This is a genomic window from Streptomyces sp. NPDC017940, assembly GCF_044328435.1.
Classification (GTDB): domain Bacteria; phylum Actinomycetota; class Actinomycetes; order Streptomycetales; family Streptomycetaceae; genus Streptomyces.
In genome coordinates this window covers 432,450-445,969 of sequence record NZ_JBIRHJ010000008.1, presented here as the reverse complement: position 1 = coordinate 445,969, position 13,520 = coordinate 432,450, and the positions used below count along the sequence as shown (strand labels likewise).

13 protein-coding genes are annotated in these 13,520 nt (G+C 69.5%); 6 read left to right on the top strand and 7 right to left on the bottom strand.

What is annotated here, in order from left to right; translation table 11 throughout:
- The first annotated feature begins 20 nt into the window (after positions 1–20).
- The gene (locus ACH4DX_RS28270) at positions 21–503 is read left to right on the top strand and encodes an NUDIX domain-containing protein (protein WP_398157220.1); all 483 of its coding nucleotides are present in this window, start codon (positions 21–23) and stop codon (positions 501–503) included.
- A 31-nt stretch (positions 504–534) separates the two neighbouring features.
- Here ACH4DX_RS28270 and ACH4DX_RS28265 read toward each other — a convergent pair whose 3' ends face one another.
- Positions 535–1,965: a globin domain-containing protein gene (locus tag ACH4DX_RS28265; protein ID WP_398157281.1), complete on the bottom strand. Its 1,431-nt coding sequence runs from the start codon at positions 1,963–1,965 to the stop codon at positions 535–537.
- An 842-nt stretch (positions 1,966–2,807) separates the two neighbouring features.
- The gene (locus tag ACH4DX_RS28260) at positions 2,808–3,215 is read right to left on the bottom strand and encodes a hypothetical protein (protein ID WP_398157219.1); all 408 of its coding nucleotides are present in this window, start codon (positions 3,213–3,215) and stop codon (positions 2,808–2,810) included.
- Here ACH4DX_RS28260 and ACH4DX_RS28255 point away from each other — a divergent pair, their 5' ends adjacent.
- Together ACH4DX_RS28255 and ACH4DX_RS28250 are read left to right on the top strand one after the other, a co-directional pair.
- On the top strand, positions 3,216–3,797 hold the full coding sequence (locus ACH4DX_RS28255) for a DUF2269 domain-containing protein (protein ID WP_398157218.1): 582 nt from the start codon (positions 3,216–3,218) through the stop codon (positions 3,795–3,797).
- Between the two features lie 5 nt (positions 3,798–3,802).
- Positions 3,803–4,687 carry a GNAT family N-acetyltransferase gene (locus tag ACH4DX_RS28250; RefSeq protein ID WP_398157217.1) on the top strand — a complete coding sequence of 295 codons (885 nt, stop codon included), beginning with the start codon at positions 3,803–3,805 and terminating at the stop codon, positions 4,685–4,687.
- A 153-nt stretch (positions 4,688–4,840) separates the two neighbouring features.
- Here ACH4DX_RS28250 and ACH4DX_RS28245 read toward each other — a convergent pair whose 3' ends face one another.
- Positions 4,841–5,269 (bottom strand): heme-binding protein, encoded by a 429-nt coding sequence (locus ACH4DX_RS28245; RefSeq protein WP_398157216.1) that lies wholly within the window; start codon positions 5,267–5,269, stop codon positions 4,841–4,843.
- Between the two features lie 183 nt (positions 5,270–5,452).
- Positions 5,453–6,685: an MFS transporter gene (locus ACH4DX_RS28240; protein WP_398157215.1), complete on the bottom strand. Its 1,233-nt coding sequence runs from the start codon at positions 6,683–6,685 to the stop codon at positions 5,453–5,455.
- Positions 6,686–6,826: 141 nt separating this feature from the next.
- Here ACH4DX_RS28240 and ACH4DX_RS28235 point away from each other — a divergent pair, with 141 nt between their 5' ends.
- Both ACH4DX_RS28235 and ACH4DX_RS28230 read left to right on the top strand, forming a co-directional pair.
- Positions 6,827–7,285, top strand: a complete 459-nt coding sequence (locus ACH4DX_RS28235; RefSeq protein WP_398157214.1) for a MarR family winged helix-turn-helix transcriptional regulator — start codon at positions 6,827–6,829, stop codon at positions 7,283–7,285.
- A gap of 107 nt (positions 7,286–7,392) precedes the next feature.
- On the top strand, positions 7,393–7,845 hold the full coding sequence (locus tag ACH4DX_RS28230; RefSeq protein WP_398157213.1) for a GNAT family N-acetyltransferase: 453 nt from the start codon (positions 7,393–7,395) through the stop codon (positions 7,843–7,845).
- A 234-nt stretch (positions 7,846–8,079) separates the two neighbouring features.
- Here ACH4DX_RS28230 and ACH4DX_RS28225 read toward each other — a convergent pair whose 3' ends face one another.
- Together ACH4DX_RS28225 and dnaB are read right to left on the bottom strand one after the other, a co-directional pair.
- Positions 8,080–9,453 carry a serine hydrolase domain-containing protein gene (locus ACH4DX_RS28225; RefSeq protein WP_398157212.1) on the bottom strand — a complete coding sequence of 458 codons (1,374 nt, stop codon included), beginning with the start codon at positions 9,451–9,453 and terminating at the stop codon, positions 8,080–8,082.
- A 115-nt stretch (positions 9,454–9,568) separates the two neighbouring features.
- A complete protein-coding gene (dnaB, locus tag ACH4DX_RS28220; protein WP_398119390.1) occupies positions 9,569–11,044 on the bottom strand; it encodes a replicative DNA helicase in 1,476 nt (491 codons plus the stop codon).
- A 459-nt stretch (positions 11,045–11,503) separates the two neighbouring features.
- Between dnaB and ACH4DX_RS28215 the strand changes: the two genes are divergently transcribed.
- The gene (locus tag ACH4DX_RS28215) at positions 11,504–12,841 is read left to right on the top strand and encodes an MATE family efflux transporter (protein WP_398157211.1); all 1,338 of its coding nucleotides are present in this window, start codon (positions 11,504–11,506) and stop codon (positions 12,839–12,841) included.
- A gap of 224 nt (positions 12,842–13,065) precedes the next feature.
- Here ACH4DX_RS28215 and rplI read toward each other — a convergent pair whose 3' ends face one another.
- On the bottom strand, positions 13,066–13,512 hold the full coding sequence (gene rplI, locus ACH4DX_RS28210) for a 50S ribosomal protein L9 (RefSeq protein ID WP_030559716.1): 447 nt from the start codon (positions 13,510–13,512) through the stop codon (positions 13,066–13,068).
- Positions 13,513–13,520 lie beyond the last annotated feature (8 nt).

The following is a 13,520-nucleotide window of genomic DNA, read 5'->3' as shown; positions in this document are numbered from 1 at the left end:
GTCCGGGCCACATTTCTCCCATGACCGTCCGACCCGTGGTCAAGCGCACCGCACGTGCCGTCCTCCTCGACGGGGACCATCTGATCCTGATCAAGCGGACCAAGCCGGGTGTGGATCCGTACTGGATCACCCCGGGCGGTGGCGTGGAAGCGGAGGACGCGACCGTGGTCGACGCGCTCCACCGGGAAGTGCATGAGGAACTGGGCGCCAAGATCACCGATGTGGTGCCGTGCTTCGTGGACACGGTCGAGCACATCGGCGAGGACAGCGGCACGACGGGTGTGAAGGTGCAGCACTTCTTCGTCTGCCATCTGGAGTCGATGGACACGGGGCAGCGGCACGGCCCCGAGGTGGACGAACCCGCCGGCGAGTACGAGATCGTACGGGTGCCGTTCACCCGCGTCGGAATCGCCTCGGTCCACCTCGTCCCGCTGTCCCTGCGCCACTACCTGGACGGCAACATCGAGGGCGTACGCGCGATGCACGCGCCCGACCTGGGCTGATGCCCGCGAAACAGCATCAGGTGGGGCTGGTTCACGCGAGCTGGTCGCCCGCCGCCACCAGTTCCTCCACCGAGTCGTGCCGGATGCGGCCCGCGGGAATGCCCACGTCCCGAAGGGCGTCCACTCCGCTGCGGATCATGCCGGGCGGGCCCGAAAGATAGGCGTCGTACTCGGTCCACGGTCCGTACTCGCGCACCACGTCGGGCAGCTGGGCCGCCCGGTTGTCGACGATCGGGCGGACGGCCAGCCACGGATGGCTCTGCTGGAGGCGCAGCATGGTGTCGATGTCGTACAGGTCGTGATCGGTGCGCGCGCCGTAGAAGACCTCGACCGGGCGTCGTCTGCCGTGCTCGGCGACATCCTCCACGAGCGCCTTGATGGGCGCGATGCCGGTGCCGCCGCCCAGGCACAGCAGACCGCTGTCGGTCGAGTGGTCCACGGTCATGGAACCTGCGGGCGGACCGAGCCTGAGCACATCGCCCGGGCGGGCGTGGTGCACGAGGGCGTTGGAGACCCAGCCCGCCGGGACCGCCTTCACATGGAAGGAGAGCAGTCCGTCGGAGCGCGGCGCCGACGCGAAGGAGTAGTGCCGCCAGACGCGGGGCCACCAGGGGGTTTCCAGACTTGTGTACTGGCCGGCGAGAAAGGCGTAGGGCTGGTCGGGGCGCACGGTGACGACAGCGATGTCCGACGTCCTGAGGTCGTGCGCGACGACTTCCGCGTACCACCAGGCGGGCGCGCGCAGTTCGTCCTCGGCAGCCGCGTCGATCATGATTTGCGAGATCGTCGTGTACGCGCGGACCCAGGCGGCCTCGGTGTCGTCGTCCCAGACCGAACTCGCGTACCGGCTCAGCGCGCCGATCAGACACTCACCGACGGCCGGGTAGTGCTCGGCCTTGGTGCCGTACTTGCGATGCCCGCGCCCGAGGTTGCGCAGATAGCCGACGAGCGTCTCGGTGTGGTCGATGTGCTCCGCCGCGGTCAGCAGCGCCTTGAGCAACCGGTCGCGCTGGGTGTCCATCGCCGCCGGGAACAGGGCCCGCAGATCGGGGTGGCGGGTGAAGAGCAGCGCGTAGAAGTACGAGGTGACCTTGTCGGAGATCGGCGCGATCTCGGCCATCGTGCGCTGTACGAGGATGGCGTCGGGGGACGCGTTCGGGCTGTGGGGGGCGGCTTCGGCGGGGGCGAGAGCGGCGCGCGGGGGTTCCTGCCGGGCGTCAGCGCGTTCGGAGGGCTCGGGTGGGGCTGGGGCGCTCCCAGCGGCGTCGGGCCGGGCGTCGGGGCCTTCGGGGGCGTTCTCACCCCGGTCCGCGACCACGGCCACGCCCACGGCATCGGCATCGACATCACCGGCAAGGTCGGCCTCGTACGCACTCTCGTCAAGGTCGACTTCGTCGACTGCGTACGCACCGTCCGGCTCATCGGCCTTGTTCACATCTGCGGCACTGCCAGCCTCGTTCATGCCCGCGGCACCGTCAGCCTCGTGCTCGCCCGCGGCACCGTCAACCTGACTGGCCTCGTTCGCACCCTCGGCCTCGTACCCGGTCGTGGTCTCGGCTTCTGCCTCGGCCACAGGCTCCGCCTCGGTCACAGGCTCTGCCTCGGCCACGGGCTCCGCCTCGGCTACAGGCCCGGTCTCTGCCTCTGCCTCCGCGGGGCGTATTCGCCCGGTTCCAAGCCCGGGCGCGGCATCGCCCTCAGGTCTGGGCCTGCCGACCGGACGTATCGTCGACACCCGCCGGCCCGGTGTCGCCTCCCGCTGACCGCTCTCGTCGGCGGGCGCGTGCCCCGTCTGCGGCGTGGAGCCGGGCGATTCCACGTCCTCCCGCGTCTCATGGCGCCGCGGCGCCACACGCGGCGTGAACCAGCCGCCGGAACCGCCGCGGTCCCCAGAAGTGCCGTTGCCCGCCGACGTGGTGGTCGGAGCGTCCATGCTGTGCCTCGCCTCGAACATCTCTCAGTCGGTCCGTGCACTTCCGCAACGGAAGGTGCGTGCGTTCCCCGCTCTGCCCCGGCAGCCCATATCGACCACATTGAACCCTGACGCCCCAAGAGTTACGGACAAGTAGGGAGGAATGTGACATTGACCGCAGTCGCCTCAACCGCAGCATCGCAGCTGCGCCGCTCGCCCACTGGGCAAAGCGAGAAGTACGGGTTCTCGATCCAGCCGCCTCGATAGGCTTTGTTGACCTACGTCCCGCCCCCTCGGTGCGCACGTCCACGCCCGGCTCGAATCGCCTTCACCTTTGGCCTGAACCGGATTCGACCATACCGGCCGCAGCTCAGCGCACAAGTCCCCTTCCGTCACTCGGAATTCAAGGCTCTCCCCTCATCGAGTGCCTTTATCGCCGGAATGCGCACCAGTTCGTACGCCTTCCACAAATCGCGCCCGACATACGTATGTGTGGCCAGGTCGACCAGCCGGGCGTCCGCGTTCACCGCGACGGAAACAGGCATGGCGGCGAACAGAGCCAGGTCGGACAGCGAGCCGTGCGTGGCGTGGGCTCCCCACTCCAGCAACCGCTCCACGAAGAACGAAGGAGAGAGCGAAACAACGGCGCAGTAGTCGCTGTTCGCACGGAGCGCCTTCCAGGTCTCCCGGATGCCGGTCAGCCAGGGCGCCCCAGGCGTGCCATGTACGCCGAGGCTAGTACCCGCGGTTACTCCCTCTGTCAGACGCCCCGGCCGCACGCTCCCGGCACCGTGTTTCACGTGAAACTACGCCGCCCCGCACGCCGGGCCACCCTCGTCGTCCATGTCGCCGCCTCCGCCGGCTGGCTGGGGCTCACACTCGGTCTAGTCGCGCTCGCCGCGGCAGCCATCACCACCGACTCCCACCCGACCGTCGAGGCCTCCGTCCGCGCGATGAAGGTGTTCACCGACTGGCTCGTCCTGCCGCTGGCCTTCCTCACCCTGCTGAGCGGGCTCCTGCTCTCCCTCGGCACACCCTGGGGGCTGGCACGGCACCACTGGGTCCATACGAAGTTCTGGCTGACCCTGGCCACGACCACCGCCACGACCTTCGCCCTGCGCCCCGGGATCAACGACACGGCAGTGAAGGTCTCCGCCGGAGAGCCCCTGGCAGCCTCGACCGACCTCATCGCCGGTCCGATCGTCTCGCTGAGCGCGTATCTGTTCATGACGGTCATCTCGGTCCTCAAGCCCTGGGGGCTGACCCGCCGAGGACGGCGTCTACGCACCTCGCATCAGCCCGACCAGAAGCAACATGGCCAAAAGCAACGTGCTTCTCCCCACAAAAAGGTGGACGCCGAGGTCATGCGTCAGACAGCCTGACCCGCGTGTCGACACCTTCCCTCTCCGCACTGCCCATCCGCAGGCTGACTCCCCGCGATCTCGCAGCCTGTGCCGATCTGTCCGAGAACCGTGGCTGGCCCCGTGAAGAGCACAAATGGGGCCTGCTCCTCTCGGCCGGAACGGGCTACGGCATCGACGACCCCGACGCCCCCGGACTGATCGCCGCGTGCGTCGTGACCCAGTACGGCTCCCTCGAAAACCCCGAACTCTCGGCGATCGGCATGGTGCTCGTCGCAGAGCGCCATGCCCGCAAGGGCATCGGCCGCCACCTGATGCGGAACGTCATCGAATCCGCGGGCACCACTCCGCTCACTCTGCACGCCACCTCGAACGGCCGCCTCCTCTACGAACAGCTCGGCTTCAAGACGACCGGCCGTGTCGAAATGGTCAGGGGCCGCTTCACTCCGGACGCCTCGGACACCGGGTCCGCGGCTTCGGGGATCACCACCCGGGCGGCGACAGCGGAGGACCTGCCGACCCTCATCAGACTCGACACAGAGATCTTCGGCCTGGACCGCACCCACGTACTCACCCGCCTTCCGGCATTCACCGACCAGCTGCGGGTAGCGGAGGCGGACGGTGAGATCGTCGGCTGCGCGGGTGCGTGGCCGAACATGGAGACCCACGTCGTCGGCCCCCTGATCGCCCGGGACACACAGACGGCTAAGGCGCTCATCGCGTCGCTCGGCGCCCGCACCGATCGACCGCTGCGCACCGACATCGACGTGCGGCACGAGGAACTGCTCACCTGGGTGAAGGCGCGCGGCCTCGAGTCCGTCGCCTTCAACGCCGTGATGACGTACGGCATCACGGAGCTGCCCGGCGACTGGACGCGCCGCTTCGCCCCGTTGACGGTGGCCGCAGGCTGAGCGGACCACCGGCCGCACACGCGTCGAAGCCCGCCCCCGAGCGCCATGTTCCTGTCGGCGCCCGGGGGCGGGCTTCGTTGCTGCGGGCGGGTACGGTGCTCGCTCGTACTACGGGGGGAGTACGAGGCCCATGGCCGCCCGGTCGGCGATTCGCTACGCGAGGGACCGCGTGGCCTCGGTGGCGAACTCGTGGTCCTGCTCCGGGGCACCACCACCGACACCGATGGCGCCGATCAGGCGACCGTCACGGTGGACCGGCAGGCCGCCCGCGATGAACAGGAGCGGCCGGTCGAGTGCCGTGGGCAGGGTGTGGAACGGGGCGCCGGGCTGTACCGCGTCGACGAGGTCGGCGGTCGGGGCGTTCAGCTGGAGTGCGGTGTATGCCTTCCGGGTGCTGGTCTCCCCGGAGATCAGCACGGCACGGTCGTCGCGCCGGAAAGCCAGGAGGTGACCGCCCGCGTCGAGGACGGTGACGCTCACCGTGACGTCCGCTGCTTCGGCGGCGCGCCGGGCGGCGGCTACGAGGACCTCGGCGTCGGTGGTGGTCAGCGGGGCGACAGCGGTGGCGGGGGTGGTGCTCATGGGGGGGCTCCTCGGTGGTTCTTCCAGGGGTGAGGCCGGGGCGGAAAGGGTTTCGCCCGGGCCGAGAGGTGGTTACGGCGAGAGGTGGTTATGGCGGGCCGAGAGGTGGTGTCGGCGGGCCGTGGAGGTGTTCCGTCCGGGCCGGAGATGGTTTCGTCCGGGCGGCGGTAGGGACGGGTGGGGTCAGCGGTGAGCGGGGGCGGGCACGGGGACCTCAGCCGTGCCGGGCTCTACCGCGGGAGCAGCACCCGTGACGACCCTGCTGGTGCCGGTGGAACGACGTTCCAGGGCGGCAGAGAGGAGGGCCAGGGCGAGGGCGGAAGCGGCCAGCGCGGCGCCCACCCAGTTCGGAGCGGTGTAGCCGAATCCGGCGGCGATCACGATTCCGCCGAGCCAGGCGGCGAGGGCGTTGCCGAGGTTGAAGGCGCCGATGTTGGCGGCGGACGCGAGGGTGGGGGCGGCGGCGGCCTGGTCGAGGACCCGCTTCTGCAACGGCGGCACGGTGGCGAAGCCGAGCGCACCGATCAGCATGACGGAGACGGCGGCCGTGAACTTGTCGTGCGCGGTGACCGTGAACAGGGCGAGCACCAGGGCGAGTGCGCCCAGCGAGACGAACAGCATCGGCATCAGGGCGCGGTCCGCGAACCGGCCACCGATCAGATTGCCGCCGACCATGCCGAGGCCGAAGAGGACGAGCAGCCAGGTCACGGAGGAGTCGGCGTAGCCCGCGACGTCCGTCATCATCGGCGTGATGTAGGTGATGGCCGCGAAGACGCCGCCGAAGCCGAGGACGGTCATGGCCATGGCCAGGAGCACCTGGACATTGCGGAAGGCTCCGACCTCGTCACGGAGCCGTACGCCTTCGGGCTTGGGCAGGTCAGGCACGAGCTTGGCGACGCCGACGAGGCCGATCACGCCGAGAGCGGCGACGACGACGAACGTGATGCGCCAGCCGATGGCCTGGCCGACGAACGTGCCGAGCGGCACACCGACCACGTTGGCCACGGTCAGTCCGGTGAACATCAGGGCGATGGCGCCGGCCTTCTTCTCCGGGGCGACGAGCTCGGCGGCGACGACCGAACCGATGCCGAAGAAGGCACCGTGGGCGAGCGAGGCGACGACGCGCCCGGCGAGCATGACGCCGAACGACGGAGCCACGGCGGAGAGCAGATTGCCCACGATGAACAGACCCATCAGGAGCATCAGCATCCGCTTGCGGGAGATCCGCTGACCGAGAACGGTCATGAGCGGGGCTCCGGCGACGACACCGAGGGCATAGCCGGTGACGAGCAGACCGGCGGTGGGGATGGAGACGTCGAAGTCACCCGCGACCTCGGGAAGCAATCCCATGATCACGAATTCCGTGGTCCCGATTCCGAAGGCCCCGATCGCGAGGGCCAGAAGCGCGAGAGGCATGGAGCTACCTTCCAAACGGTTGCAGGTGCGCTTAACGTGCGTCCACAATAGTTGCAGACGCGGGATAAATGCAAGCGCGGGATATTGCACGGGTGGCTTATCCTGGAGCAGGACGGGCCGCAGGAAGACGGAGGAGCAGTCATGACAGCGACAGACCCCGCACTCACCGCCCTCGCCCAGGGCTGGTGCGCTCTCTCCCTCCTCCACGGAAAGATCGAGGCTCATGTCGAGCGGGCCCTCCAGGCCGAGCACGGCCTGAGCGTGCGGGAGTACAGCCTGCTGGACGTCCTCAACCGCCAGCACGACGGCGACGGGGGCCACCTCCAGATGAAGCAGGTGGCCGACGCCGTCGTCCTCAGCCAGAGCGCCACCACGCGCCTGGTCACCCGCCTCGAAGAGCGCGGGCTCCTCTCCCGCTATCTGTGTCCCACCGACCGGCGCGGCATCTACACGGACGTCAGCGAGAGCGGCGCAAAACTCCTCGCCGAGGCGCGGCCCACCAATGACGCGGCGCTGCGTGAGGCCCTGGACGAGGCCGCCAAGCGCCCCGAGCTGGCTCCGCTGGTCCGGGCGGTCGAGGCGGTCCACGCCCCCGCGTAGCGCCCACGGGGCCCGCGGGACGGGCACCCGGTGCCCCCAGGACAGAGCCCGGAGGCCCTTGAACGGGCGTCCGGCTGCCGCCATGGGGCAGGCCCTAGGCTGCCGCCATGGGAGATCTTGAAATACGACCCGCAGCCGCCGACGACATCCCCGCGATCGTGGCCATGCTCGCCGACGACCCCCTGGGCGCCGAACGCGAGTCCCCTGACGACCTCACGCCCTACGCCGAGGCGTACGAGCGACTCGCGCAGGACCCGAACCAGCGGCTGGTCGTCGCCGTCCGCGAAGGGCGCGTGGTGGGGACGCTCCAGCTCACGATCGTGCCGGGCCTGTCCCGGAAGGGCGCGACCCGGTCCATCATCGAGGCCGTCCGCGTGCACGCCGACGAGCGGGGCGGCGGGCTCGGTACGCGCTTCATCCAGTGGGCCGTCGACGAGTCCCGCCGCGCGGGCTGCCAACTGGTGCAGCTGACATCGGACGCCACCCGTACCGACGCCCACCGCTTCTACGAGCGCCTGGGGTTCACGGCGTCCCACGTGGGCTTCAAGCTACAGCTCTGAGCTCTGAGCCCTGACGACACCGGGTGCACAGCGGGGGTCGAGTGCGGTGCGTCCAGGGTCACGGAGGGGTGCGCGGTGCAGGGGTTGCACGGTGCAGGGGTACATGGTGCAGAGGTGCGCGGTGCAGGGGGCCCGGCCCTGTTTCACGTGAAACAGGGCCGGGCCCCCTGCACTCGGTCCCAGGCGTCCCGGTGGTGTGGACCCCCGCACGGCCGCCCCGGCCCCGCGCGCTCCTCACGCCAGCCCGCGCCAGCCCTCCGGGTCCACCCCGCCGGGCACCGGCGCCCCCGCCTCGTACGGCTCGCGGGTGAAGACGAACGACGCCAGGTCGAGGTGGCTCACGGAGCCGTCCGCGCGCCGCACGGCCTCGAGCCGCTCGCCCGCGTAGTACCCGTCCAGCCCCGTCCATGAGCCGTCCCCGTTGGGCCGGAACCGTGAGCCGCGGCCCGCACCCGAAAGCGGCCCCACCTCGACCCAGCCGTCCCTGGCGAGGCGCAGCGCATAGACCCCGGTCCCCCAGTACCAGGGTCCTGTCAGCTCCAGCACGGACCGGTCGACGTCCGGCAGGGGCTGCCACGGCTCGGGAATGCGCGGTTCGGCCTCCGCCACGATGCGCACGAGATCCGCCGCCAACCCGGCTATCGACACCCCTGAAGTGCAGTTGGCAAGGGCCACCGCCGCCAGCCCGTCCTGCTCGCTCATCAGGAGCGCTGCGAGGAACCCGGGCAGCGAACCCGAGTGACCGGCCAGGACACGCCCGTCCCGGACGATGAGCTCCGCCCCGAGCCCATACGTACGCTGCCAGTCCCCGGCACCCGCCGGAGCCGCGGGTGTCCTCATCTCACGCACCGAGTCGGCGCTCAGCACCCGTTCGTCGCCCTGCATGAGAAAGACCGCGAACCGCGCCAGGTCGGCGGTGGTGGACCACAGTTGACCGGCCGGTGCCATCAGCCCCAGGTTCTGGCTGGGCTCCGGCAGCAGTACGTCCGCCCACGGGTGGACCGCCCACCCGTCGGCGTGCGGTGCCTGCGGGTGGGCACTGGTACGGCGCAGGCCGAGGGGTTCCAGGACCTCCCGGCGCAGGACGTCCTCCCAGGGTTCGCCGCGCAGCGCCTCCACCAGCGACCCCAGCAGGGTGTACCCGGGGTTCGAGTAGTGGTACCGACGCCCCGCCGGGTGCTTGCGCGGCTGCTCACCGAGCACGTCGTGCAGTTCGGGACGCAATGACCCCGCGCTGCGCTCCCACCACACTCCGGGCGACTCCGCCGCCAACCCGGCGGTGTGCGAGAGGAGTTCCGCGATCGTCGACTCGCCCACGCCCGTGTCCGGCAGGTGCTTCTCCAGGGGGTCCGCGAGGTCGAGGACGCCTTCGTCACGCAGTCGCAGCACGAGTACGGCGGTGAACATCTTCGTGATCGAACCGATGCGGTACTGCACGTTCTCGTCGGCTGTCCGGCCCGCCGCCGACGTGCGGGCCCCGTTCCACACCACCTCGCCGTCCCGGACGACCGCGGCGACCACGGAGGGTGCCCGCCCCTCCGCCTGGGCGGTGGCGAGGCGATGGGTCAGGGAGCGACACGTACCGGGAAACAGCTCTTCATGGGTCATGGGGCAAGTCCACAGGCACCACTGCCGATGTCACAAGCCCCTGAGGAACATGTGGACCGCCGTGGCGAAGCCCGCCGGGTCCGTCTCGTGAGTGGCCGTGCCCCATGGCCCCACTTTAGGTCTGAGCCATGTCCACGAACCTCGAATAATGGCCCTGGAACGCCACGGTGATCGTCGCGGTCGGGCCATTACGGTGCTTGCCGACGATGATGTCGGCCTCGCCCGCGCGCGGGGACTCCTTCTCGTACGCGTCCTCACGGTGCAGCAGGATGACCATGTCCGCGTCCTGCTCGATGGATCCGGACTCGCGGAGGTCGGAGACCATCGGCTTCTTGTCCGTGCGCTGCTCGGGGCCACGGTTCAGCTGGGAGAGCGCGATGACCGGGACCTCCAGCTCCTTGGCGAGAAGCTTCAGGTTTCGCGACATGTCCGAGACTTCCTGCTGGCGGCTCTCGGCGCGCTTGGAGCCACCGGACTGCATCAGCTGAAGATAGTCGATGATCACGAGCTTGATGTCGTTGCGCTGCTTGAGCCGGCGGCACTTGGCGCGGATCTCCATCATCGACAGGTTCGGGGAATCGTCGATGTAGAGCGGAGCCGCCGACACCTCGGGCATCCGGCGGGCGAGTCGCGTCCAGTCCTCGTCCGTCATCGTGCCGGAACGCATGTGGTGCAGGGCCACCCGCGCCTCCGCGGACAGCAGGCGCATCGCGATCTCGTTGCGCCCCATCTCCAGGGAGAAGATGACGCTCGGCAGGTTGTGCTTGATGGAGGCGGCCCGCGCGAAGTCGAGGGCCAGCGTGGACTTACCCATGGCGGGGCGGGCGGCGATGACGATCATCTGGCCCGGGTGCAGCCCGTTCGTGAGCGAGTCGAAGTCGGTGAAGCCCGTGGGCACACCCGTCATCTCACCGCTGCGCGAACCGATCGCCTCGATCTCGTCGAGGGCGCCCTCCATGATGTCGCCGAGCGGCAGATAGTCCTCGCTCGTGCGCTGTTCGGTGACGGCGTAGATCTCGGCCTGGGCGCTGTTGACGATCTCGTCGACGTCGCCGTCCGCCGCATACCCCATCTGGGTGATGCGCGTGCCCGCCTCGACCAGGCGGCGCAGGACGGCGCGCTCGTGGACGATCTCCGCGTAGTACTCGGCGTTCGCTGCCGTCGGGACGGTCTGGACGAGCGAGTGCAGATACGAGGCGCCGCCGACCTTGGTGATCTCGCCGCGCTTGACCAGCTCGGCGGCGACGGTGATGGGGTCGGCCGGCTCGCCCCTCGCGTACAGGTCGAGGATCGCCGTGAAGATCGTCTCGTGCGCCGGCCGGTAGAAGTCGTGGCCCTTGATGACCTCGACGACGTCCGCGATGGCGTCCTTGGACAGCAGCATGCCGCCGAGCACGGACTGCTCGGCGTCGAGGTCCTGTGGCGGCACCCGCTCGAAGGACGTGCCCCCGCTGTCCCAGGTGCTCTCCCGACCCCGCTCGTGCTGCTCCTCACGGCCACGGCCCGAGTCACGGCGCGGCCGGGAGACGGGCAGACGATCACCTGGACCGCTGTCGGCCCACGGGTCGTCCAAGGGCTCGGAGATACTCACCGGGCCACCTCCTCCGTCCGCCGCGCGGACCTCGCCGTGCACCTCTTTCCTAGGGCACGACACTGACAAATAAGGGGGCCCGACTCCGCTTCTGACGCGTCGGATTTGCGGGGTTTCCGCGATGGCAGGACGAGGCGGGCGCCGGACCACGGTAGGCCTGTCGGCACCGTCAGCCAATCTGGTTATCCACAGGCGCTGTGGATGACGGGCCCGATGCTGTGGAGAACCCGGCCAAACCTGTGCACGGGCCGGTGGACAGGCCTGTGAACAAGCCCTCAGCCCACTTTCCACACACGCTTTGACCTGCCGTTTTCCCGTCCACCGGCTGTGCAGAAGAAAAACTTTCCCACTCGGCCCAAGTTCTTGTCGAACAGCGCCCTGAGCACTGCCTCGACTTGAGCAAAGTAAGGGTCCTAAGGCAATTGCATCTCTTACCTGTGGAAGATTAGATTGGTGCCCATGACACAGGCTCCCGCGGCGCCCAAGGCCGCCCGCCGACGGCACGACCGAGAGATCGTCGCCCTCGCCGTTCCCGCCTTCGGCGCACTCGTGGCCGAGCCTCTCTTCCTGATGGCCGACAGTGCCATCGTCGGCCATCTGGGTACCGCCCAGCTCGCCGGTCTCGGCATCGCCTCAGCACTCCTGGGGACGGCCGTCAGCATCTTCGTCTTCCTTGCCTACGCCACCACGGCCGCCGTGGCCCGCCGCGTCGGCGCCGGGGATCTCCAGGCCGCCATCCGCCAGGGCATGGACGGCATCTGGCTCGCCCTGCTCCTCGGCGCCGCCGTCGTCACCGTCGCCCTGCCCACCGCACCCGCACTCGTCGACCTCTTCGGCGCCTCCCCTTCGGCCTCCCCGTACGCAGTCACCTATCTGCGCATCTCCATCCTCGGCATCCCCGCGATGCTCGTCGTACTCGCCGCCACCGGTGTGCTGCGTGGCCTACAGGACACCAGGACCCCGCTGTACGTCGCCGTCGGCGGCTTCGTTGCCAACGGTGCCCTGAACGTGCTCCTCGTCTACGGCTTCGACTTCGGCATCGCCGGTTCCGCCTGGGGCACCGTGCTCGCCCAGTGCGGCATGGCAGCCATCTACCTGTACGTCGTCATCCGCGGCGCCAGGCGTCACGGCGCCTCCCTGCGCCCCGACGCGGCCGGCATCAGAGCCTGCGCCCAGGCCGGTGTCCCCCTGCTGGTCCGCACCCTCGCGCTGCGTGCCATCGCGCTCATCGCCACCGCGGTGGCAGCCCGCCTCGGCGACGCCGACGTGGCGGCTCACCAGATCATCCTGTCGTTGTGGAGCCTGCTCTCCTTCGCCCTCGACGCCATCGCGATAGCCGGGCAAGCCATCGTCGCCCGGTACCTGGGGGCGGGCGATCCCCAAGGCGCTCGGGACGTCTGCCGCCGCATGGTCCAGTGGGGCTTCGTCTCGGGTGCCGCTCTGGGACTGCTGGTGGTCGCGGCCCGGCCCGTGTTCGTCCCGCTGTTCTCGGGCGACTCCGCCGTCCAGGACGCGGCGCTGCCCGCGCTCATGGTGATAGCCCTCGCCCAACCCATCTGCGGCATCGTCTACGTCCTCGACGGCGTCCTGATGGGCGCGGGGGACGGCCCCTATCTGGCCTGGGCGATGCTGGTCACGCTCGCGGTGTTCGCGCCCGCCGCCCTTCTCGCCCCCAGCCTCGGTGGCGGGCTCACCGCTCTGTGGGCCGCGATGACCCTCATGATGGCCGTGCGCGCACTGACGCTGTGGGGGCGATCACGCTCGGGCCGGTGGGTCGTCACGGGCGCGACCCGCTGACGTTGCGGAGCATTGACGTCCTCGTACGCCGACCTACGTCTCGGACACCGTGTTTCACGTGAAACACGGAAAGTCCTAGGTGGTGGACCACGGCACGTTTCACGTGAAACCACAGCAGGACGTCGAAGAGGGCGAAGTCGGATACGGAAGAGCCGGATACGGCAAAGGGGCCGCACCCGTGGGTGCGGCCCCTTCACTCAGTCCTGCGAGCGCAATGTTGCCGCTCAGGCAGAGACGACCTCGACGTTGACCTTCGCGGCCACCTCGGGGTGCAGACGCACGGACGTCGCGTGGGCGCCCAGCGTCTTGATCGGCGAGCCCAGCTCGATGCGGCGCTTGTCGACCTCGGGGCCACCGGCAGCCTTGATCGCCGAAGCGACGTCAGCCGGGGTGACGGAGCCGAAGAGTCGACCGGCGTCGCCGGAGCGGACGGCCAGACGGACCTTGACGCCCTCGAGCTGGGCCTTGATCTCGTTGGCCTGCTCGATGGTCGCGATCTCGTGGATCTTGCGCGCACGACGGATCTGCGCGACGTCCTTCTCGCCACCCTTGGTCCAGCGGATCGCAAACTTCCGCGGGATCAGGTAGTTGCGGGCGTAGCCGTCCTTGACGTCTACGACCTCGCCGGCGGCACCGAGGCCGGAGACCTCGTGGGTGAGGATGATCTTCATGTGTCGGT